The following is a 21,162-nucleotide window of genomic DNA, read 5'->3' on the forward strand; positions in this document are numbered from 1 at the left end:
ACCCGATGGGGGTTCGATGGACTTGGCGATCGAGGCCGACGGCCTGGTGAAGACGTTCGGCAAAACGAGAGCGGTGGACGGGGTCGACCTCGCCGTGCCGGAGGGCCGTGTCTACGGCTTTCTCGGGCCCAACGGCGCGGGGAAGACGACGACCATCCGCATGCTCGCCACCCTGCTCAAACCGGACGGCGGCACGGCGCGGGTGTTCGGGCACGACCTGGCCACCGAGGCGGACGCGGTCCGCAGGCGGGTCAGCCTGACCGGCCAGTTCGCCTCGGTCGACGAGGACCTGTCCGGCATGGAGAACCTGGTGCTGCTGGCCAGGTTGCTGGGCTTCTCCCGGCCGTCGGCGAAGCAGCGGGCGACCGAGCTGCTCGAGGCGTTCGGGCTGGACGAGGCCGCCGAGCGGCTGGTGAAGACGTACTCGGGTGGCATGCGGCGGCGGATCGACATCGCCGCCAGCATCGTCATCGCCCCGGACCTGATGTTCCTCGACGAGCCGACCACCGGCCTCGACCCGCGCAGCCGCAACCAGGTCTGGGACATCGTGCGCGCGCTGGTCGCCGGCGGCACCACGGTCCTGCTGACCACGCAGTACCTGGAGGAGGCCGACCAGCTGGCCGACCGGATCGCGGTGATCGACCGGGGCAAGATCATCGCCGAGGGCACGTCGGGCCAGCTCAAGGCGTCGGTCGGCACCGGCGCGCTGCACGTCCGCGTGGCCGAGCCGGAGATGCGCGAGGAAGCGGGCCGGGTGCTCGGACGGGTGCTCGACGTGCCGGTCGAACTCGATTCCGATCCGGTGGCGCTGACCGTGCGCGTGCCCGAGCCGGACAAGGTGGCCGCGGCGCTGGCCGAACTGCCCGCCGCCGGGGTGCGGGTGGCCGCCTACTCGCTCGGCCAGCCGAGCCTGGACGAGGTGTTCCTGGCGCTCACCGGGCACACCGCCGAAGAGACCGAAGAAGAACTCGAGGGGAGCGTGGCATGACCACCACATCCGCGCAGGCAACGTCCAGCCAGGTGGTCGACGACGCGCTGCTCAAGGCGCTGGCGACCAGGGAGCGGCCGCCGAAGCCGAGCGCGCTGTCCACCTCGTTCACCTTCGGCTGGCGCGCGCTGCTCAAGATCAAGCACGTGCCGGACCAGCTGTTCGACGTGACCGCGTTCCCGATCATGATGACGCTGATGTTCACCTACCTGTTCGGTGGTGCGCTGGCCGGGTCCACCGACAACTACCTGCAGTTCTTCCTGCCGGGCATCCTGGTGCAGAGCGTCGTGATGATCACCATGTACACCGGCGTCGGCATCAACGAGGACATCTCGAAGGGCATCTTCGACCGGTTCCGCTCGCTGCCGATCTGGCGCCCGTCGGTGATCGTCGGCGCGTTGTTCGGCGACGCCGTGCGATACCTGCTCGGGGCCACGATCACCATTCTTCTGGGGCTGCTGCTCGGTTTCCGCCCGGAAGGCGGCTTTGTCGGCGTGGTCGCCGGGGTGGCCATGCTGCTGGTGTTCTCGTTCAGCCTGTCGTGGGTGTGGACGATGTTCGGGCTGAAGCTGTCCACGTCGAAGTCGGTGATGGGCTGGAGCATGATGGTGCTGATGCCGCTGACCTTCGGCAGCAACATCTACGTCGACCCGGCCACCATGCCGTCCTGGCTGCGCGCGGTGGTCGACATCAACCCGGTGACGCACCTGGTCAGCTCGGTCCGCGGCCTGATGCACGGCACGGTCGCCGGCTCGGACCTGCTGTGGGTTTTCGGTTCGTGCGCCGTGCTGATCGCCGTTTTCGGCCCGATCACCATGCGCCTCTACGGCCGCCAACGCTGAGCGAGGCACGCCAACCAAGCCCACGCCCCCCAACGTGGGCCGGGCACCCAAGCTCAAGGACCAACCACGCCACCCAACGTGAGCCGAGCACCCAGGCTTAAGGCCCACCCAAAAGTGAGCCGGGAGCCCAAACCAGGGAACCACCCAGCCCCCTCCCCTCCCCGGTCCACAGCCAAAACACGGCAAAGACCCCGATGTCAAGGCATCTTTCCCGCCTTGACATCGGGGTCTTTGCCGTAGTCACACCGAAAAACCGGGGTGGGTCCCCCTCCGAAAGCACTTGTCCGAAAGCCCCTCCCAGCCTACTCTCCACGCTAGAGCGATCTATCAAATCTGGGGAGACGACGATGGCCATCCAGCACGAGCGGGGCCAGAAGATCCTGCGCTGGGTCCTGCTGGGAAGCCTGCTCACCACAGGCCTGCACTACGCGCACAACACCATCCGCGCCCAGGACTACCCGCCGGTGGAAGGCCTGATCCTGCTGGCGACCCGCATTCTCGTCGGCGGTGGCTGGTTTGTCTTCGCGACCTTCGCGGTGCTCGCGTTCCTCGCCTACGGCCGTCGCCGCTACTGGGCGGCGAACGCCTACCTGCTGGTCTTCTCCCTCTCGGGGCTGGCGAGCCTGGGCCACTTCTTCTTCGGGGTGCCGGACATCCCCGCCTTCTGGTTCGCCACGATCTTCACCGATGTGCTGTCTTCGCTGGCTGTCTGGGCCTTCGTCACCTGGGTGGCGATCGGCATCCGCACCGAGCAAGCCGCCCGCGCCGAGGCGCTGAGCGCCTAGGACAGCGCCTGAATCAGGAGTTGTGCGTGCGCAGCGTGCGCATGGCGTCGGCCAGTGAGGTGGAGGCCTCGGTGCCGAGCGGCGCCAGGACGATCTTGCGCAGGATCTCGGCGCAGGCCCGGCGTGCCTCAAGCGCCACCGAAAGGCCGTGGTCGGTGAGCACGGCGTAGGTGACCCGCCGATCGTCCGGGGACGGGACGCGGCAGATCAGGTCGGCCGCCACCAGGCGGTCCGCCACCTTCGTGAAGCCACCGCTGGACAGGGCGGCCTCGCCGGCGAGGCGGGTCATCGGCATGCGGTTGTCGGGTGAGCGCACCAGTCGCAGCAGGATGTCGAACGAGGCGGGCGCCAGGCCGAACCGCTCGGCGATCTCGCCCATCAGCTTGTTCTGCGTGGCCAGGTAGCCCTCGATCACCAGGCCCCACCAGGTCACGATCTCGTCGTCGTCGGTACACGGATCCGGTCGCGTCACGCGATCCAGTGTACCGCAGTTCTCTCGCCGGAATATATCTTGCGCGCGAGAGGTTTCCGGGTTAGCTTGAGTTCACCCCGCTTCCCGAGGAGTAGCGATGTCCATCAAGACCAGCGGCCTGCACCACGTCACCGCCATCGGCGGCGACCCCCAGCGCAACGCCGACTTCTACCTCCGCACCCTCGGCCTGCGGCTGGTGAAGACCACGGTCAACTTCGACGACCCCGGCACTTACCACCTCTACTACGGCGACCAGTCCGGCAGGCCCGGCACGCTGATGACCTTCTTCCCGTGGAAGGACGCGCCCGGCGGACGGCACGGCACCGGCCAGGCGACCACCACCTCGTTCTCCGTGCCGGAGAACTCGATCGGCTGGTGGAAGCAGCACCTCGAGGCCACCGGCCTGCGGACCAGCCGGGTGACCAACCGCGACAACGAGGACGTGCTCACCTTCGCCGACCCGGACGGCCTCAAGCTCGCGCTGGTCGCGCATCCGCAGGGCGACCCCCGCGACCCGTGGGACACCCCGCTGGTGCCCGCCGAGCACGCCATCCGCGGCCTGCACTCGGTCACCCTGTCGGTGTCCAAAGAGGACGCGACGGCGGAGATGCTGACCGACGGCATCGGGCTGAGCTTCACCGAGCAGGACGGCAACCGGTTCCGCTTCGCCGCCGGTGAGGGTGGCCCCGGCGCGCTGGTCGACGTGCTGGTCACGCCGGACGCGCCACGCGGGCTGGTCGCCTCCGGCACGGTGCACCACGTCGCCTGGCGGGTGCCCGACGAGCAGACCCAGGTGGCCTGGCGCGAGGAGCTGGTCGACCGCGGCGTGAACGTCACCTCGATCCTGGACCGCCAGTACTTCCGCTCGATCTACTTCCGCGAGCCCGGCGGCACGCTGCTGGAGATGGCCACCGACGAGCCGGGCTTCGCGATCGACGAGCCGCTGCTGGAGCTGGGCCGCGCGCTGAAGCTGCCGCCGTGGCTGGAGCCGACCCGCGACCAGATCGAAGCCTCGCTGCCGAAGCTGCGGCTGCCCGCGGAAAACGACATGGAGCGGAAATGACCGACCTCCAGTTCGAGCACAAGTTCGTCGAAGGTGACCCCTCGGCGCCCGTGCTGCTCCTGCTGCACGGCACCGGCGGCGGGCCGGACGACCTGGTCGGCCTCGCCGGGGAGCTGAATCCGGAGGCGACGCTGCTCGCGCCGGCCGGTCCGGTCTCCGAGCACGGCGCCGCACGGTGGTTCCGCCGCCTGCGTGAGGGCGTCTTCGACACCAAGGACGTCATTTTCCGGGCGAACCAGCTCGCCGACTTCGTGCTCGAAGCACGCGAGCTGTACGGCCTCGGAGATCGGCGCCTGGTCGCGGTCGGCTTCTCGAACGGGGCCAACATCGCCGCCGCGACGGTGTTGCTGCGCCCGGACGCGCTGACCGAGGCGATGCTGTTCGCCGCGATGTCCCCGGTCCCCGACCCGCCCGCGAAGGAACTGCGCGGCACCCGCGTCTTCCTGTCCAACGGCGAGCGCGACCCGATGGCGCCGCTGGCCTCGACCGAGCAGTACGTGGAGTTCCTGCGGGAACGCTCGGCCGAGGTCACCGAGCACCGGCACGCCGGTGGCCACCAGATCACCCTCGAAGGGCTGGCCGCCGCGAAGGCCTGGCTCGTGGTGTGATGGAAGCAACGGCGTCCGTTCGGCCTACTGAACCTACTGAAAAGTAGTATCCGGGGCGTCACGAGGGGAGGGCGCGCCGTGGGTGTTCCGGAGAACTTCGCCGAGCGGGCGGGCAAGCTGGCGAGCATCGCCGCCCGCGCGGGGTACACGTTCGGCAAGCGCCTGCCCGGCGCCGACGCCGCCGAGCGCGGGCTCCGCTCGCTCGAACGGCTCGCGCTGACCGAGCTGCGACGGCGACTCGAAGAGGTCGACGACCCGTACCTCGCCGCGCTGAGCGCCGCGTCGGCGATGAACGTCGGCAACGGGCGGCACATCCAGCCCCCACTGGCCGGCGAGATCCGCGGCACGGTGGTGGTGATGCCGTCCTCGGAGACCATCGAACCGCTGCGCGCGGCGATGGCCGAGCTGCTGAACCGGTCCATCGGCTTCGGCCGCGAGCGCGCCCGCGAGTACCTCTACGCGATCATCCTGCGCCAGCTCACCCCGGACGAGGCACGCATCCTGTCCGCGCTGGCCGACGGTGCGCCCTTCCCGCTGATCGACGTCACCGAGCGCAACGGCCTCGGTGGTGCCGGGCGGGTGGTGCTGCGCAACGCGTCCACTGTGGGCAAAGCCGCCGGGGTGACCCTGCTCGACCACGTGCCCAGCTACGTCACCCGGCTGATCGGGCTCGGCCTGGCCGAACTGGACGAGGAAGTGCCGGAACTGGAGACCCAGTACGAGATCCTGCTGACCGACGACGCGGTGCGGGCCGCGGAGAACTCGGTCAAACGGGTGAAGTTCGTTCGCCGGACCGTGCACATCTCGCGGCTCGGCAAGGATTTCTGGGCGGCCTGCGACCCGGCGCGAAGCTGATCATTGTCCCAGGTGGACCCCCGTGTGATCATGAGCCATGAGCGGCATCGTCGATGACTTCGCGCGGAACTGGCCGCTCTACTGCTCCATTCCGCTGATCGCCGCGCTGATCGGGTACACCACCAAGCTGGTGGCCATCCGGATGATGTTCCAGCCGGTGGAATTCGTTGGCATCAAACCGTTCCTGGGCTGGCAGGGGGTGGTGCCCAAGCGTGCGGCGCGGATGGCGGGCATCGCCTGCGACACGATGACCCAGCAGCTGATCAAGCCGAGCGACGTGGTCAACCGGCTCGACCCCGCGCGCATCGCCAAGGAGATCGAGAAGCCGCTGCTGGCCGGCGTCGAGGAGATCGTGCGTGAGGTGGCCGCCGAGTACCAGCCGGGGCTGTGGGAATCGCTGCCGACGCGGGTGCAGCGGCTGGTGATCACCCGCGTGCAGGCCGAGTCGCCGCGCATGGTCGCGTCGATCATGGACGGGGTCAAACAGGACGTGGACAGCGTCTTCGACCTCAAGGACATGGTGGTGACCAGCCTGGTCAAGGACAAACGGCTGCTCAACCGGATCTTCCAGGAGGCGGGCGACAAGGAGTTCAAGTTCATCGCCCGCTCCGGAATCTTCTTCGGCGGGGCCATCGGCGTGGTCCAGATGGTGGTCTGGATGCTGTTCAAGCTCCCGGTGATCATGCCGCTGTTCGGCCTGTTCACCGGGTGGTTCACCGACTGGCTGGCGCTGAAGATGATCTTCCGGCCGCAGCAGCCGAAGCGCTACCTCGGCCTGTTCGAGTGGCAGGGCCTGTTCCTCAAGCGCCGCGCCGAGGTGTCCGAGGCCTACGGCGCGCTGATCGCCAAGGAGATCATCACCCCGCACAACGTGATCGAGGCGGTGCTGCGCGGGCCCGCCTCGGACAAGGTGCTGGCGCTGGTCCAGCGGCAGGTGGACACGGAGCTGGCCAAGCACACCAGCCTGGCCAGGCCGCTGGTGGTGATGGCGGTGGGCAGCAGGCGCTACCAGTCGATGAAGCTGCGGATCTCCGAGCTGATCATGGCGCGGCTGCCGGAGACGATGACCTACATCGAGGACTACGCCGAAGACGCGATGGACATCCGGAACCTGCTGGTCAGCAAGATGAAGGAGCTGCCGCCCGACGAGTTCGAGGGCCTGCTCCGGCCCGCCTTCCAGCAGGACGAATGGATCCTGATCGCCACCGGCGCGCTGCTCGGCTTCGCCGTGGGTGAGGCGCAGGTCCTGCTGCTGGAGCACTTCGCCGCCTGATACATTTTCCGCATGTCGAACTCCAGTTCGGGAGAAATGGCGGAATCGGTCGACCGGTCCTGGCCGGAGACCCGGGCCGGCGACGAGCTGACCCTGCTCTGGGGCTTCCTCGACTTCCTGCGCGCGACGGCGGTCAACAAGGTCGCCGGGCTGACCAGGGCCGAGGCCGCGGGTTGCCCGTTCCCGGCATCACCGGAGATGAACGCGCTCGGGATCATCCGGCACCTGACCGCGGTCGAGCGGTGGTGGCTGACCATCGTCGGCGGCGGCAGCGACCTGCCCGACCTGTGGGGCGACACCAGCGATCACGACCACCTGTTCCGCCTCGGCAAGGAGCAGTCGCCCGCCGAGCTGGTGGCCGCCTACCAGGAGGAATGGCGGATCTCGCGTGATGCGCTGGCCGGGATGTCCGCCGATGACGCGGTGCGACGACCTGGCGAGGACAAGACCGTTCGGTGGGTGCTCACCCACCTGGTCCAGGAGACCGCGAGGCACGTCGGGCACCTCGACGTACTGCGTGAATTCGCCGACGGCGAGGTCGGGGAGTAAGCCCCTCCGGCTGGGTAAAGTACCGGGGTACCCAGCGTATGCTTAGGCCAAACGTGCACTTTGGGTCGCATCTCGTGAGCGTGACCACTACCGTGTCCGAAGTGAGACCGCTTCGTCACGAAGCGGTATCGGTGGGCTGCGGCATTATAGGCCACGGAAAGCAGCAAACCTACGTTACTGTTGCCATACTCACAGGGTTTTCTGTGTCTGCGCTGGTAGGCCACCTGCACTAGTTCGTGCGGGCTGAGGCCCCTTTGCGATTCTGTTAAGTTCGTTTGACATGTCCGGAAAGCACTTGATCGAATCCCCGACCAAGGCAGATGGTGCCGCGCTCTGGCGTATCGCGCGCGATTCCCAGAAGCTCGATCTGAACTCGTCGTACGCCTATCTGCTGTGGTGCCGCGATTTCGCCGACACCTCGGTGGTCGCGCGATCCGACGGCGCGGCGGTCGGCTTCGTGATCGGCTACCGCAGGCCGTCCGACCCGGAGGCGGCGCTGGTCTGGCAGGTCGCCGTCGACGCGTCGCAGCGGGGAAAAGGGCTGGCTGGAGCGTTGCTCGACGCCCTGTTCGACCGGCTGGTCGGCCAGGGCGTCCGCTACCTCGAGACCACGATCACCCCGGACAACCAAGCTTCCATCAAGCTCTTCGAGTCCTTCGCGAAGCGCTGGGAAGCCGATCTGGAAAGCGCTGAACTCTTCGGTTCCGCCGATTTCCCGGATGACGACGGCGTGCACGAACCCGAGCACCTTTATCGAATCGGGCCGTTGACGCGCAGATAATTCGCACATGGCCACGGGGTTACTCCACAGGGACGGACGGAACTGGCGATGAACATGGAAATTTTCTCGAAACTCGAATCCGAGGTGCGCAGTTACAGCCGCGGCTGGCCGGTGGTCTTCGACCGGGCGCAGGGCAGCATGCTCTACGACGAGACCGGCAAGGGCTATCTGGACTTCTTCGCCGGCGCGGGCGCACTGAACTACGGCCACAACAACCCGGCGCTCAAGCAGGCGCTGATCGACTACATCGCGCGCGACGGCGTGACCCACGCGCTGGACATGTTCACCGTGGCCAAGCGCGACTTCCTGGAGACGCTGCAGGAGAAGATCCTCGGTCCGCGCGAGCTGGACTACAAGGTCGTCTTCCCCGGTCCCGGTGGCGCGAACGCCGTCGAAGCCGCGCTCAAGCTGGCCCGCAAGGTGACCGGCAAGGAGTCGGTCATCAACTTCACCAACGCCTTCCACGGCATGACGCTGGGCGCGCTGTCGGTCACCGGCAACTCGATGAAGCGCGGCGGCGCCGGTGTGCCGCTGGTGCACGCCACCCCGATGCCGTACGACCGCTACTTCGACGGCGCCTACCCGGACTTCCTGTACTTCGAGCGGTTGCTCGAGGACTCCGGCAGCGGGCTGAACGAGCCGGCCGCGGTGATCGTCGAGGCGCTGCAGGGCGAGGGCGGCATCAACGCGGCCAGGCTGGAGTGGCTCAAGGGCCTGTCCGACCTGTGCGAGCGGCACAACATCCTGCTCATCCTCGACGACGTGCAGATGGGCTGCGGCCGCACCGGCCCGTTCTTCAGCTTCGAGGACGCCGGCATCAAACCGGACATCGTCTGCCTGTCGAAGTCGATCGGCGGTTACGGCCTGCCGCTCGCGCTGACGCTGATCAAGCCGGAGCTGGACGTGTGGGAGCCGGGTGAGCACAACGGCACCTTCCGCGGCATCAACCCGGCGTTCGTCACCGCCACCGAAGCGCTGCGCGTGTACTGGAGCGACGACAAGCTCGAGCAGTCCACCCGCGCCAAGGGCGAGCGCATCGGCTCGGTCTTCGACGAGATCGTGCAGGCCTATCCCGAAGCGAACCTGGTGGCCAAGGGCCGCGGCCTGGCCCGCGGCATCGAGTTCGCCACCGGCGAGCTGGCGAGTTCGGTGTGCGCGGATGCCTTCGAGCGTGGTCTGCTGATGGAGACCTCCGGGCCCGACGGTGAGGTGATGAAGCTGCTGCCCGCGCTGACCATCAACGACGCCGAGCTGGAGCAGGGCCTGGAGATCATCGGCGAGTCCATCCGCGCCGTGCTGACCAAGTAGGAAGCTAAGGAGACACGACTTTGATCGTCCGCACCCTCGACGAGATCACCGACACCGACGCCGACATCAAGACGCCGAACTGGCGCAGCAAGCGCATCATCCTGGCGAAGGAGAAGGTCGGCTTCTCGGTGCACGAGACCACGCTCTACGCGGGCACGGTCAACGACTTCTGGTACGCCAACCACATCGAGGCCGTGTTTGTCTACGAGGGCGAGGGCGAGCTGGTCAACAAGGCGACCGGTGAGCGCCACCAGCTCAAGCCCGGTTCGCTGTACCTGCTCAACGACCACGACAAGCACCAGGTGCTGCCCAAGACCGACATGAAGACGGTCTGCGTCTTCAATCCGCCGGTGACCGGCCGCGAGGTCCACGACGAGAACGGCGTGTACCCGCTGGTGACCGAAGAATCCTGATCGGAAAGAGCGCGATTCACGAGGAGGCGAGCAGTTTGACTCTGATGGACACCCGGATCGGGGACGCCTACCCGACCCGACTCCCGGCGGGGGAGGCCGGGGCGATCGACCGCCTTGATCCCACGGTGTGGGGCAACGAAGCGGACGGTCCGATCGATGCGGCCACCCTGGCCTCGCACGACACCAAGGGCTACTCGGTGGTGGAGGGCCTGCTCTCCCCGGCCGAGGTGCAGGCCTACTGGCAGGAACTCGTCCGGCTCTCCGGTGACCAGGAGCTGAAGGCGGACGAGCGGGTGGTGACCGAGAAGACCAGTGGCGAGGTCCGCTCGATCTTCGAGGTGCACAAGATCAGCGAACTGATCGCCGAGCTGGTCCGGGATCCGCGCGTGCTCGACCGGGCGCGCCAGATCCTCGGATCCGACGTGTACGTCCATCAGAGCCGGGTCAACTACATGCCCGGGTTTCGCGGCAACGGCTTCTACTGGCACTCCGACTTCGAGACCTGGCACGCCGAGGACGGCATGCCGGTGCCGAGGGCGGTCAGCTGCTCCATCGCGCTCACCGACAACTACCCGTTCAACGGCGGGCTGATGCTGATGCCGGGCTCCCAGCGCACGTTCGTGCAGTGCGCCGGGCGGACCCCGGAGAACAACTACAAGTCCTCGCTCAAGGAGCAGAAGGTGGGCGTGCCCGCCGAGGACGAGATCGCCAAGCTCGCCGCCGAGCACGGGATCGAGCAGTTCACCGGCGCCGCGGGTTCGGCGCTGTGGTTCGACTCGAACATCATGCACGGCTCCGGGAACAACATCACCCCGTACCCGCGCTCGAACATCTTCCTGGTGTTCAACAGCGTGGACAACGCGGTGGTGGAGCCGTTCGCGGCGGGCAAGGCGAGGCCGGAGTTCATCGCCGCCCGCGACTTCACCCCGGTCCGGCGATAATCGTTATCAGGCCGCGAGGGGTAGCTCTTCGCTAACCCTTCGTGGCCTGTTACGTTTGTCTCCGTCACGGTCGCAGTGACGCGACGGTTACTCCTTGCTCGGGGTGAGATCGTCCGCTCGCGGGCCGTGGCAGTCGGCAACACCGCCCTGCACCATCAGATCGGGACTGATGGTGCAGGGCGGTGTTGTTTCCGGCGTGCCCCGCTTCTCGCCCGGTTTGCGAGTAACGTCTTCACCTGCTCGTCCACGACGCAGGGGAGGCGTAGTGAGCGAAGGGGATTTTGCGTCCCGGCAAGCCTGGTTCCAGCTGCTCGGCCCGGTGCAACTGTTCGCGGGCTCGCGCCCGGTTCCGGTCGGCGGGCCGGGCGTGCGCGGACTGCTGGCGCTGCTGGCCTTGCACGCCAACAAAGTCGTTCCACTGGACGACATCATCGACGCGTTGTGGGGGCATGATCCACCGGCCACCGCGCGGACCATCGTGCACGGCAACGTGTCCCACCTCCGCCGCGTGCTGCGGTCCATCCAGGGCGACGGCGGGGACGGCGCGCAGATCCACACCCGGCCGCCCGGTTACCAGCTGGCCGTCGACCCGTCGCAGATCGACGTGCACCGCGCGCGGGCCCTGCTCGAGTACGCCACTTCGGCCGGTGCCGAGCGCCGCGCCGGCGTGCTCGCCGAGGCGCTCGCGCTGTGGAAGGGCCCGGTGCTCTCCGGTGTGCCCGATTCGGTGCACGCGCCCGAATTGGAGGACCTCCGGCTCGCGGTGCACGGCGCCCGCGTCGACGCCGACCTCGAACTCGGGCGGCACGCCGAGCTGATCTCCGAGCTGACCACCATGGTCCGCGAGAACCCGTTGGCGGAACGCACGATCGGCCAGCTGATGCGGGCGCTCTACCACGCCGGGCGCCGCGCCGACGCGCTCGCGGTGTACCGTCGCGCGGCCCGGCACGTGGTCGGCACGCTCGGCATCGATCCCGGCGCCGAACTGCGCGAGCTGCACGACCGCATCCTGCGCGACGACCTCGCCGACCCGTCGGCGCCGAAGGGGCCACCGCCCCGGCTGGTCCGGGTGAACCCCGCCCAGCTGCCGCCCGCGGTGCCCCGGTTCGCCGGGCGCGTGGAGGAGCTGGCCTGGCTGGACGCGCTGGTCGAGCAGGCGCGGCACGGTGCGAGCCTGGTCGGCGTGGTCACCGGTGCGCCCGGCGTCGGCAAGAGCGCGCTGGCGATCTCGTGGGCGCACCACACCGCGGGGGACTTTCCCGACGGTGTGCTGTTCGCGACGTTGCGCGGCTTCGACCCGGAGCACTCGCCGCTCGCGCCCGGTGAAGTGGTCACCCAGTTCCTGCTCGGGCTCGGCGTCCGGCCCGCCGAACTCCCGGACAAACCACACGAGCGCATCGCGCTGTACCGCTCGCTGCTGGCCGACGCGACGGTGCTGGTGGTGCTCGACGACGCGCGCTCGGCCGAGCAGGTCCGCCCGCTGCTGCCGCCCGCACCGGGCTCGGTCGCCGTGGTGACCAGCCGCGCGCGGCTGGACGGGCTGGTGGTGTCCAGCGCGGCGCGCATCAAGGCGCTGGAGACCATGCCGCCCGCCGACGCGGTGCGACTGGTCGAGGAGCTGGCCGGGCCGGGTGACTACGGCAAGCTGGCCGAGTTGTGCGCGTACCTGCCGCTGGCGCTGCGCATCGCCGGTGCCCGGCTGGTGGTGAGTCCACAGTGGACCGTCGACGACCTGGTGGCGGAGCTGGCCGACGAGCGGACCCGGCTGACCGCGCTGGACGTGGCCGGGGTGGATGTGGCGGAGACCAGCGTGCGGGCCGCGCTGGACGTGTCCCACCGGGGGCTGCCGGAGCCGGTCGGCGCGTTGTTCCGGTTGCTCGGCGCGTTCACCGGGCCGTCGATCGGGGCGCACCTGGCCGCCGCGCTCGGCGGCACCGACGTCGCCGAGGCGCGCCGACTGTTGCGCACGCTCGCGGCGTACCACCTGCTCACCGAGGTCGGCCGGGACGTGTTCGCGCCGCACGACCTGATCCGGCTGTACCTGCGCGGTCTCGCCGAGACGGAACTGGCCGCCACCGAACGCGAGGCGGTGCTGCGGCGGTCCGTGCGGTACTACCAGGCGGCGGCCGACCGGGCGCGACGGCGGCTGCTGCGCATCGTCGACTCGCTCGACTTCGCCGCGGTGGACACGGAACTTCCCGTGCTCGCCGGCTTCGACGACGCGCTGGACTGGTTCGCGCTGGAATGGCCGAACCTGCTCGAAACCTGCGAAGCCGCCTACCGGGCCGGGCGGTACGAGGACGCCTGGCGGCTCGCGCGCGTGGTGCACACCTATCGCGTGGTGCGGCCGTTGCGGGACGAGTGGACCGGGCTGGTCGAGCTGGGCCTGTCCGCGGCGAAGGCGTCCGGGAACCCGCTCGCGCACTGCTGGATGCTCATCTCGCGGTGCGCCATCGCGCTCACCTTCGGCATCGAGGGCGGTGGGCTCGCCGACGCCGAGCACGCGCTCGAACTGGCCGCCGAGGTCGGGGACAAGCGCCTGCTGGTGTCGGCGAACATCCACGTGGGCGCGGCGCTGAGCAGCTCCGGCCGGTACGACGAGGCGATCGAGCGGCTGCGGCACGCGATCGAGGAGACCGAGCGGACCGGCGATCTCGCGTTGCGCGGGCAGGCGCTGAACAACTGCGCCGAGGCGGAGAAGCTGTCCGGGCGGTACGCCGAGGCGATCGAGCACCAGCTCGGCTCGCTGGCGATCGATCGTGAACTCGGGGACGACAGTTACGCTGTGGTATCGCTGAACAACCTGGCGGAGCTGTACCTGGAAACCGGGGAATTGGGCGAGGCGGAACGCTATGCGCGGCAGGCAATAGGGCTGACCACTAGTCGTGGATTCCTGTTGCAGGAGGGCGTTTCCCGGGCGGCGCTGGGCCGGGTGCTGGTGGCTCGCGGTGACCGGGTGCAGGCCCGTGAGCAGCTCGAACTCGCCGAAGAACGGTTCCGCCAGGCGGGCGCGCCGTGGCCGGCGGAGCTTGGTGCGGAACTCGCCGCATTGGACGAATAGCGGTAAGTCACCACCGAAGTCCATCGAGCGGAAGATCCTCGCGGACAGGTGAAATATCTACTTAGTGAACTCTTAGCAGGGTGGCGGCGCTCACGCGTAGTGTTCAAAACGCGGTGATCGTTCGGCGGCCGGGGAGGGCCTGAAGCCGGCGATCACCGCGGCTTCCGGGTACCGCGGTGGGACGCGAGCGGAAGCCACCGCGCCGGACCGGGCCAGGGGGAGGGTCCGGCGCACCACCGGCCGGTCGGCCGGCGCGCCGAGGGGGAGCGCCGGCCGATCGCCCGCTGATGGTCCAGCCCATGTGGCTTTCACGGCACTGCTTTCACGGCGCTGGTCGGGGGCCACCCCGCTGTTTGATTTCGCCGTGTTTTTGGCTGTGGAGCGGGGATGGGGAGGGGCTGGGTGGGGTATGGGGTCGGCTGTCGTTGCCGGGTGGCGGTTCTGGGGGTTGGTTTGGGGTCCGGCGCCTGGCGGATTCTCTAGAAGAGGCTGGTTTCCGGGGTGATCTCGAGTAGTTCGTAGACCGGGCGGCCCCGGCGGCCGTCGATGGTGGTGGTGCGGACGACGCGCAGGCGCGCGGTCACCGGCCGGTCCAGGTTCAGTTTGATCTCGTCCAGCAGGTCCGGCGCCACCGCGCCCTGCACCGTGCCGCCCGACTCGCGCTCCAGGTAGAAGATCCGCCGCCGGGTGCGCACACCGTCGAGCCTGCCGGAAACCGTCTCGTACCCGACCTCCTCGCGCGACTCCCGCAGGCTGCCCCGCAGCACGCGCGCCTGCTCGGTGGTCATGCTGCGCAGCACGTCCTCACCGGCCGTCGTGGTCAGCTGCAAGCCGATCCCGGCGTTCTTGCTGACCGCCGCCACGATGTCGCTGACCGCGTTCCGCACGGTGTCGCGCTGCAGCAGCACCGCGTCCAGCGCGCCGTCGTCCGAACCGTTGGCGGGCAGGAAGTCGCACAGCTCCTTGACCGCGCGCTCGGACAACGTCTCGATGCCGTCGTGGATCAGCGCGTCGGCCGGTTCCGGTTCCGGGAAGCCGAAGAACAGCGTGTTGCCCGCCTGCCCGCGCTGGATCAGCGGCGCCTTCTCGCGATCGGCGGGCTGCACGTAGGTGATCTCGCTCTGCGGATCGCGGATGATCCGGCCGATCTTCGCCGTCGCGTCCTGCAGGGCGCGGCCGATGTCGGAGAAGGTGTACGCGTCCTGCTGCGACGACCCGATCACCGACACCCGCAGCAACGGCGACCGCGAGGTCCGCTCGAACTTCGCGTGCGCCGCCATCGCCGACGCGCGCGCCAGGTCGTCCAGCCAGGTACCGCCGGGGATGTCGTCGGCCAGCTCGCGGAACTTGTTCACCAGCGCACCTCCGCGTACCCCTTGACGAGCCCCTCGATCGGCCCGTACGGCCCGCGCACCGACGACCAGGTCTGCGCCCAGACCTCCTCGTGCCCCGGCACGCACAGGTAGCCGTCGAGCAGGCCGCCGACCGGCTGCACCTGGTCCAGGTACATGGCGGGCTGGCCGATTATCGCGCCGCGCAGCGTGACCATGCCGTAGAGCGCGGCGCGCGCGGCGCCGTCGAGCTTCTTCAGGCTGCCCCACTCGTCCGGGATGAGCACCACGTCGACGGTGCCCGGCGGCTCCTCCGACCACAGCGCCAGCCCGCCGTCGACCCAGGCGCGACCCGACGGGATGATCCGGCACACCACGCCGAGATAGCTGCTCAGCGCGCCGAACAGGATCTCGCGTTCGTTCTGGTAAGGCGCGTCGCAGACCAGGCGCTCGTAGATATCGGCCAGATCCGCCGGATGCGCGCCGGGTGGGAGCACCCCGTCCGCGGTCCAGTGCGGCAGCGGCATCGACCCTCCTCGAATGGACAGCCGAAATTACCAGTTGCGCTGGCGGGGCTCCGCAGGCGGCCAGTCCTCGTCGGTCGGCCACGCCGGTTGGGCGTTCTCCGCCGGCCAGTCGATCTCGTCCTGGCGCGGCTGCCTGCCCCGCACCGGCTCCTCCGGGTAGTCGTCCTGGGGGTAACCGTCGTCGGGATAGGCGTCGACCGGGTGCAGGTTGCCCGGGTACGACTGGGGGTACGGGTCGTGACCGGGGTACGGGTCGTCCAGGTCTTCCCGGGGGAAGTCGTTGTCGTGCCCGTGCGCGCTGGGCTCGGGGTGGGCGTAGCCGTTGCGAGGACGCTCGTCGTAGGTGAAGCCGTCGTCGTAGTCGTCCGCCGGGTAGGCGGGTGCCGGGTAGGCGGGTGCCGCCGCGGGCGGGTCCTCGTCCTCGTAGAACGGCCTCGACGGCAGCGCCTCGGCCTCGGCCCTGGCCAGCTCCTTGCGGTGCACCACGGACAGCACCATCCAGGTCAGCAGCACACCGAGCCCGAAGGCGACCAGCAGCCAGACCCAGATCTGGCCGAACAACCACAGCATCGTCGAATCCCCCTACTTGACCGTGATCTCGACCCGGCGGTCGTCCCCACCGCCCGCCTTGGGTCGTGTGTCCCCGTACCCCTTCGCGGTGATCCGCTCGGCGGGTACCGCGTCACCGGCGACCAGCTTCGCCACCGCTTCCGCGCGCTGCCGCGACAGCTCCAGGCCGGCCTCCTCGTCACCCGGCGTCTTCGCGACGTGCCCGCCCACCTCGAAGGAGGCGTCCGCGGGCGCCTTCGCCAGCACCTCGCGGATGCGGGAGACGGTCTTCTCGCTCTCCGCGGTCAGCTCGGCGGTGTCCGGGGTGAAGGTGATCGGCTCGGCCGCGAGCAGCTGGTCGATCTCGGTCTGCAGCTCACCCTTGGCGTCACCGCCCTCGGCGGCGACGGCCGGCTGGGCGGGCGGTGCCGCGGCCGGGGTGCCCGACCGCTGCGCCAGCTCCGCCTCCAGCCGGGCACCGTCGGTCCAGGTGATGACCAGCGCCAACGCGGCGGTCACCACCAGTGCCAACGGGATCAGCAACAGGCGGCCGGACATCTTCTGACCATAACTTGAGGGTTCATCCAGGTGCTAATTCTCAGTAGGGCCGGAGGGCGGAATCCGCCGCGTGCAAATGGCGCACCATCGCCTCCGGCGTGCCGGAAGCGCAGTTGACCTGCGGTTCGGCACCCTTGTCCTCGGTGACGAACGTCATCACCCGACCGCGTCCGGCGAGGTCGAGCACGGTCAGCGGCGCACTGCGCCGCCGGGAGCCGCCGCGGTCGGGCCGGGCGGCGTGCAGCTTGTGCACCCCGGTGCGCCGCGAGCTGGTCAGCTCGGTGACGGCGGCCGTGTCCGACTTGGGCACCCGCAGCTCCGGCACCCTGGCCGGTGGCACCCGCGGCAGCGAGTCCACCAGGCAGCGCTCGGGAGCGCCGAACTCGGCGTTGTCGAGCCGGATGTGCGTGTCGTCGCGGAACACCCGCACCGCGCTGCCGAACTCGTCGGTGGCCACCAGCACCCCGGCCGAGTTGCCGGAGTCGACCAGGCCGACCCAGCCGTAGAACTCGCGGTCGGCTTCGGCCAGCACCTTCAGCACGTCCTTGAAGTGCCTGCTCAGCACCCCGTTGCGGGCCAGCCCGGCGCGGTTGAGCCCGTCGAGGACGCGGTTCTCCAGGTCACGCTGGGTGTCCGTGTCGGCCCACCGCTCCTCGATGCCGATCACCGGGTGCAGCGGGCCCAGCCGCTGCCACTTCCACGCCTGCCGGAACGCCGCCAGCGGCAGCACGATCGGCTGGGTCAGTCGCACGCTCACTGCCCGATCACCGGCGGTGCCGTCCGCTCGTCGGTGCCGAAGATCGCGTCGGGATCGGCTTCCTCCAGGTAGGAGGCGCGGCGGTGCTCGCCGTCCTCGCCGCCCTGACCCCGGCCGCCACCACCACCGCCGCCTCCGCCCATGCCGCCGCCGCGGGCGCCCGCGCCGGAACCACCCGGCGCGCCACCGGGTGCGGCGGGGCCGCCGGCACCGGGCAGACCGCCCGCGCCGACCCTCGCGCCCGCACCGGGCGCGCCGGCGCCACCGGCACCGGAGCCACCGCCGCCGACCCCGGCCGACGGGATGCCGCCGCCGGGACCGAAGGCACCGGCGCCGAAGTCACCACCGGCACCACCACCACGCGGCCCGAAGCCACCGGGACCGCCCTGGGGCAGGCCGGGAATGCCCGGCCACGCCGGCTTGACCGGTCGCGGCGGCTGGTAGCCGGACGGTGTGGTGCCGATCGGGATGGGCGGGTTCGGCGGCTGCACCGGCGGGTGGTTCGGCGGCTGCACGGGTGGCGGGAGGTTCGGCGGCGGATTTGTCGTGGGATGCCCGGTGAATCCGCTGACACTGGTCGAATCGTCTTTTTTGGGAATTTGGTACTTCCCGTCCGAATCGCCTTTGTCGTCGCCCGGATCGCCCGGTTTGCGCGGTTCGACTTCGAAATCGTTTCCGCTGTAGCCGGGCACGTGCCCGTAATCGGTGACCATCGACGCTTTGTTGTCGTCACTGGTCTGCACGTACACCGAGTACTTCTCGCTGTTCTCGGAGACCTTCTGGTCGCGCTGGTTGATCTGGTCCTCGGTGTCGGTGTCCCACGGGGTGGCGCTGTCCCAGAACCCCTTCTCCGGCGGGTCGTTCGACACCTGGTGCAGGTTCGCCTTGAGCGCGTCGAAGCTGTGCACCTGGTTCTGCACGATCTCCGAATTCACCTTGAGCGTCTTCGCGGCGACCTCGGCGACGGTGGCCAGCGGCTGGATGTTGGCGCGGGCCACGTCCGAGGCGCTGCCGGTCCACGCGGACTCGAGCTTGGCCACCAGCCGCCGCGCGCCGTCCTCCAGCTCGCGCTGCTCGTCGTGCTGGTTGAGGCCCAGCTGCCGCGCTTCCTGCAGGCTGGCCGGACCGGCACCGTCGCGGATCATCTGCACCAGGTCGCCCGGCGGGATGAACGCGCCGTCCTCCTCCAGCTTCTTCAGGTACTCGTCGAGCCCGGCCCACGGGCCGCCCGCTTCCCCGAGGAACCAGCCCATCAGTGCTCGCCGGCCTTCCGTGCCGCGGCGGCCGAGTTCGCGTCGGTCTCCTCGACGTTGCCCAGCGCCTTGTTCAGCTTGCCGATCAGGTCACCGAGGTACTTCGACTGCAACCGCAGGTGGTTGATGTAGTTGACGCCGGTGGCGTTGGCCGCGGCCACGTAGCGCTCGCTCGCCGGATCACGCCCTGGCGGTGTGATCCGGCTGAGCGGCGCGGTGCTCATGATCTGGGTGTCGACCTGCACCCGCAGCTGTTTGGCCTCGGTCAGCACGTTGATCATCTCGCTGCGGCTCATCGCGAAACCGCCGGCCGGCGGACCGGCCGCCCCCGGCTGCGAGTCCGTGATCACCCACGGGACCGTGTTGAGCCACTTGCCGACGTCAGCGGGCTGCTGCCATGTGGACACGACGAAACCGCCTCCCCCCAGTTACTTCAGGTAGCGGACAATAGTCCACTCCTGACGTCCGTGTCCGGAAAACCCCTCAGGGAGCGGGCTTGGAGTCGACCAGTCCACCGTCCGAGGGACGCAGCGGGTCCAGTCGCGGCCGCTTCGGCGTGAGCCCGTCGCCCAGCGACTCACCGCGCAGGTGGCGGCGGATCCACGGCAGCAGGTGCGTCCGCGTCCACTCCAGATCCGACCGCCGCAGCGAGATCCACGTCGGTTCCGGGCTGGCCGGCCACGGCTCGCGCCAGTCCTGGTCGGTCGGCACGCCCAGCACCTCGGCGGTGCGCAACGCGATCCGGTGGTGGCCCTCCGGGGTGAAGTGCAGCCGGTCGTCGCTCCACGCCCGCAGGTCGTGCAGCGCGTCCATCGACCACAGGTCCACCACGTGCGCGCCGTGCCGGTCGGCGATCGCGCGCAGGTGGGCGTTGTAGATCGCCACCTTGCCGCGCAGCCGGTTCATCACCGACATCACCTTGGTGTCGGGACCGGTGTACACGGCCACGGTGATGCCGGCGGCGCGCAGCGCGACCACGGCCTCCTCGAAGCGCGCGGCGACCGCGTCCACGTCCACCCCGGGCACCACGATGTCGTTGCCGCCGGCGCACAGCGTCACCAGATCCGGCTTGAACTCCAGCGCGACCGGGATCTGCTCGTCCACGATCTCGGCGAGCATCTTGCCCCGCAGCGCCGTGTTGGCGTAACGGAAGTCACTCCGGCCCCCAGCCAGAATCTCGGCCAGCCGATCGGCGAAACCCCGGAAACTGCCGTCCGGAAGCTCGTCGTTCAGCCCTTCGGTGAAGCTGTCGCCGACGGCGACGTAGCTGTCAAAGCCAAACACTCTGGGTCTCCCTCCACCCCGTGCCCTGCGAAAACCTCTCCGGTAGCGGGTTCAACACTCGAAGATCGCCCCACAATCCCGATTGCCGCAACCTCTGTTTTGCTCGGACGTCACAGTGTCGTACGTCCAGCGTCATCTTGGCACCCGCAATTAGACGCCTTCGATCCGGCGCCCGGCATCATCCTGCGGAATGATCTAGCGGTTCCCCGAAAGGTAAGGGTGCCCTTCCTCGGTGGTTTGAGGCAGGCTGTAGGGGTGAGCGAGTCCCCTTCGACCGAATCGCGCGAGTCACTGGCCCAGCTGCTCGGCGGGCGCAAGGGCGCGCTGGACGCGAGCGTGCCGCCGGCCGCCTTCGTGGTCGGCTGGCTGGCCGCGGACTCGTCCATCGCCTGGGGTGCCGGGGTGGCGATCGGGGTGGCCGTGGTGCTGGGCGCCTTCCGGCTGGCGACCGGGGACAAGGCGCGCGCGGTGGTGGTCAGCCTGGCCGCGGTCATCGCGGCGGCGCTGATCGCGCTGCACACCGGGCGCGCGGAGGACTTCTTCCTGATCCAACTGCTGTCCAATGTGGCCAGTGCGCTGCTGTGGGCGGCGAGCATCGTGGTGCGCTGGCCGCTGCTGGGCGTGGTGGTCGGCTTCGCGCTCGGGCAGAAGACCCGCTGGCGCCGCGATCCCGAGCTGCTGCGCGCGTACTCGCGGGCGAGCTGGATCTGGGTGTTCGGCCAGTACGTGCTGCGGGTGCTGGTGTACGGCTCGCTGTGGTGGAGCGGCCAGGTGGTGGCACTGGGCATCGCGCGCACGGTGCTCTCCTGGCCGCTGGTGGCGCTGACGCTGGCGGTCAGCGGCTGGGTGCTCTACCGCTCGCTGCCCGCCGAGCACCCCGGCCTGCGGCACCCGCGACTGTCCGGCGAAAGCGCTGAACGCGCGGACGCCGGAGAGAAGTAGACGGCCCCCGGCGAGGGGGGAG

23 protein-coding genes are annotated in these 21,162 nt (G+C 69.4%); 14 read left to right on the forward strand and 9 right to left on the reverse strand.

Annotated elements, in window-relative coordinates; all coding sequences use genetic code 11:
- Window positions 1–16 precede the first annotated feature (16 nt).
- The 3 genes from YIM_RS03090 to YIM_RS03100 all read left to right on the forward strand — a co-directional run bounded on the left by YIM_RS03090 (window position 17) and on the right by YIM_RS03100 (window position 2,615).
- Window positions 17–988 carry an ATP-binding cassette domain-containing protein gene (locus YIM_RS03090; protein ID WP_153028885.1) on the forward strand — a complete coding sequence of 324 codons (972 nt, stop codon included), beginning with the start codon at window positions 17–19 and terminating at the stop codon, window positions 986–988.
- Window positions 985–1,830 carry an ABC transporter permease gene (locus YIM_RS03095; protein WP_153028886.1) on the forward strand — a complete coding sequence of 282 codons (846 nt, stop codon included), beginning with the start codon at window positions 985–987 and terminating at the stop codon, window positions 1,828–1,830. The genes YIM_RS03090 and YIM_RS03095 overlap by 4 nt, the downstream gene beginning before the upstream one ends.
- 347 nt (window positions 1,831–2,177) lie before the next feature.
- Window positions 2,178–2,615 carry a hypothetical protein gene (locus tag YIM_RS03100; protein WP_153028887.1) on the forward strand — a complete coding sequence of 146 codons (438 nt, stop codon included), beginning with the start codon at window positions 2,178–2,180 and terminating at the stop codon, window positions 2,613–2,615.
- Window positions 2,616–2,628: 13 nt separating this feature from the next.
- On the opposite strand, the gene YIM_RS03105 is transcribed toward YIM_RS03100, so the two are convergent.
- Window positions 2,629–3,087, reverse strand: a complete 459-nt coding sequence (locus YIM_RS03105) for a MarR family winged helix-turn-helix transcriptional regulator (RefSeq protein ID WP_153028888.1) — start codon at window positions 3,085–3,087, stop codon at window positions 2,629–2,631.
- Window positions 3,088–3,184: 97 nt separating this feature from the next.
- On the opposite strand from YIM_RS03105, the gene YIM_RS03110 reads away from it, so the two are divergent.
- The 10 genes from YIM_RS03110 (at window position 3,185) to YIM_RS03155 (ending at window position 13,939) form a co-directional block, all read left to right on the forward strand.
- Complete coding sequence (locus tag YIM_RS03110; protein WP_153028889.1) at window positions 3,185–4,150, forward strand: ring-cleaving dioxygenase; 966 nt, start codon at window positions 3,185–3,187, stop codon at window positions 4,148–4,150.
- Window positions 4,147–4,758 carry an alpha/beta hydrolase gene (locus YIM_RS03115; protein ID WP_153028890.1) on the forward strand — a complete coding sequence of 204 codons (612 nt, stop codon included), beginning with the start codon at window positions 4,147–4,149 and terminating at the stop codon, window positions 4,756–4,758. The genes YIM_RS03110 and YIM_RS03115 overlap by 4 nt, the downstream gene beginning before the upstream one ends.
- 78 nt (window positions 4,759–4,836) lie before the next feature.
- Complete coding sequence (locus YIM_RS03120; protein WP_228004525.1) at window positions 4,837–5,613, forward strand: Abi-alpha family protein; 777 nt, start codon at window positions 4,837–4,839, stop codon at window positions 5,611–5,613.
- A 37-nt stretch (window positions 5,614–5,650) separates the two neighbouring features.
- Complete coding sequence (locus YIM_RS03125) at window positions 5,651–6,886, forward strand: DUF445 domain-containing protein (RefSeq protein ID WP_153028892.1); 1,236 nt, start codon at window positions 5,651–5,653, stop codon at window positions 6,884–6,886.
- 12 nt (window positions 6,887–6,898) lie between these two features.
- The gene (locus YIM_RS03130; protein ID WP_153028893.1) at window positions 6,899–7,435 is read left to right on the forward strand and encodes a DinB family protein; all 537 of its coding nucleotides are present in this window, start codon (window positions 6,899–6,901) and stop codon (window positions 7,433–7,435) included.
- Window positions 7,436–7,715: 280 nt separating this feature from the next.
- Window positions 7,716–8,216 carry a diaminobutyrate acetyltransferase gene (gene ectA / locus YIM_RS03135; protein WP_153028894.1) on the forward strand — a complete coding sequence of 167 codons (501 nt, stop codon included), beginning with the start codon at window positions 7,716–7,718 and terminating at the stop codon, window positions 8,214–8,216.
- A gap of 54 nt (window positions 8,217–8,270) precedes the next feature.
- Window positions 8,271–9,524, forward strand: coding sequence for a diaminobutyrate--2-oxoglutarate transaminase (gene ectB, locus YIM_RS03140; protein WP_153036752.1), 1,254 nt, complete (start codon window positions 8,271–8,273; stop codon window positions 9,522–9,524).
- Window positions 9,525–9,544: 20 nt separating this feature from the next.
- Window positions 9,545–9,937, forward strand: a complete 393-nt coding sequence (locus tag YIM_RS03145; RefSeq protein ID WP_113694800.1) for an ectoine synthase — start codon at window positions 9,545–9,547, stop codon at window positions 9,935–9,937.
- Window positions 9,938–9,981: 44 nt separating this feature from the next.
- Window positions 9,982–10,878 (forward strand): ectoine hydroxylase, encoded by an 897-nt coding sequence (gene thpD, locus YIM_RS03150; protein WP_370468950.1) that lies wholly within the window; start codon window positions 9,982–9,984, stop codon window positions 10,876–10,878.
- A 265-nt stretch (window positions 10,879–11,143) separates the two neighbouring features.
- Complete coding sequence (locus YIM_RS03155) at window positions 11,144–13,939, forward strand: BTAD domain-containing putative transcriptional regulator (protein WP_228004526.1); 2,796 nt, start codon at window positions 11,144–11,146, stop codon at window positions 13,937–13,939.
- A gap of 479 nt (window positions 13,940–14,418) precedes the next feature.
- Here YIM_RS03155 and YIM_RS03160 read toward each other — a convergent pair whose 3' ends face one another.
- From YIM_RS03160 to YIM_RS03195, 8 genes are all read right to left on the reverse strand, one after another.
- Complete coding sequence (locus YIM_RS03160; RefSeq protein ID WP_153036753.1) at window positions 14,419–15,297, reverse strand: hypothetical protein; 879 nt, start codon at window positions 15,295–15,297, stop codon at window positions 14,419–14,421.
- Window positions 15,291–15,797: a hypothetical protein gene (locus YIM_RS03165; protein ID WP_153028897.1), complete on the reverse strand. Its 507-nt coding sequence runs from the start codon at window positions 15,795–15,797 to the stop codon at window positions 15,291–15,293. The genes YIM_RS03160 and YIM_RS03165 overlap by 7 nt, the downstream gene beginning before the upstream one ends.
- Before the next feature lie 27 nt (window positions 15,798–15,824).
- A complete protein-coding gene (locus YIM_RS03170; protein WP_153028898.1) occupies window positions 15,825–16,367 on the reverse strand; it encodes a LapA family protein in 543 nt (180 codons plus the stop codon).
- A 12-nt stretch (window positions 16,368–16,379) separates the two neighbouring features.
- The gene (locus YIM_RS03175) at window positions 16,380–16,904 is read right to left on the reverse strand and encodes an OmpA family protein (protein WP_153028899.1); all 525 of its coding nucleotides are present in this window, start codon (window positions 16,902–16,904) and stop codon (window positions 16,380–16,382) included.
- A 40-nt stretch (window positions 16,905–16,944) separates the two neighbouring features.
- Window positions 16,945–17,661 (reverse strand): ESX secretion-associated protein EspG, encoded by a 717-nt coding sequence (locus tag YIM_RS03180; RefSeq protein ID WP_153028900.1) that lies wholly within the window; start codon window positions 17,659–17,661, stop codon window positions 16,945–16,947.
- Window positions 17,658–18,914, reverse strand: a complete 1,257-nt coding sequence (locus tag YIM_RS03185) for a hypothetical protein (protein ID WP_153028901.1) — start codon at window positions 18,912–18,914, stop codon at window positions 17,658–17,660. Before YIM_RS03185 ends, YIM_RS03180 begins: the two co-directional genes overlap by 4 nt.
- A complete protein-coding gene (locus tag YIM_RS03190; protein ID WP_153028902.1) occupies window positions 18,914–19,321 on the reverse strand; it encodes a hypothetical protein in 408 nt (135 codons plus the stop codon). The genes YIM_RS03185 and YIM_RS03190 overlap by 1 nt, the downstream gene beginning before the upstream one ends.
- Window positions 19,322–19,397: 76 nt before the next feature.
- Window positions 19,398–20,198 (reverse strand): SGNH/GDSL hydrolase family protein, encoded by an 801-nt coding sequence (locus YIM_RS03195; RefSeq protein ID WP_153028903.1) that lies wholly within the window; start codon window positions 20,196–20,198, stop codon window positions 19,398–19,400.
- A gap of 255 nt (window positions 20,199–20,453) precedes the next feature.
- Here YIM_RS03195 and YIM_RS03200 point away from each other — a divergent pair, with 255 nt between their 5' ends.
- Entirely contained in the window at window positions 20,454–21,140 is a 687-nt protein-coding gene (locus tag YIM_RS03200) for a DUF3159 domain-containing protein (RefSeq protein WP_153028904.1), read from the forward strand.
- Window positions 21,141–21,162: the final 22 nt, after the last annotated feature.

This window comes from Amycolatopsis sp. YIM 10 (assembly GCF_009429145.1).
In the GTDB taxonomy this organism is placed as follows: Bacteria; Actinomycetota; Actinomycetes; order Mycobacteriales; family Pseudonocardiaceae; genus Amycolatopsis.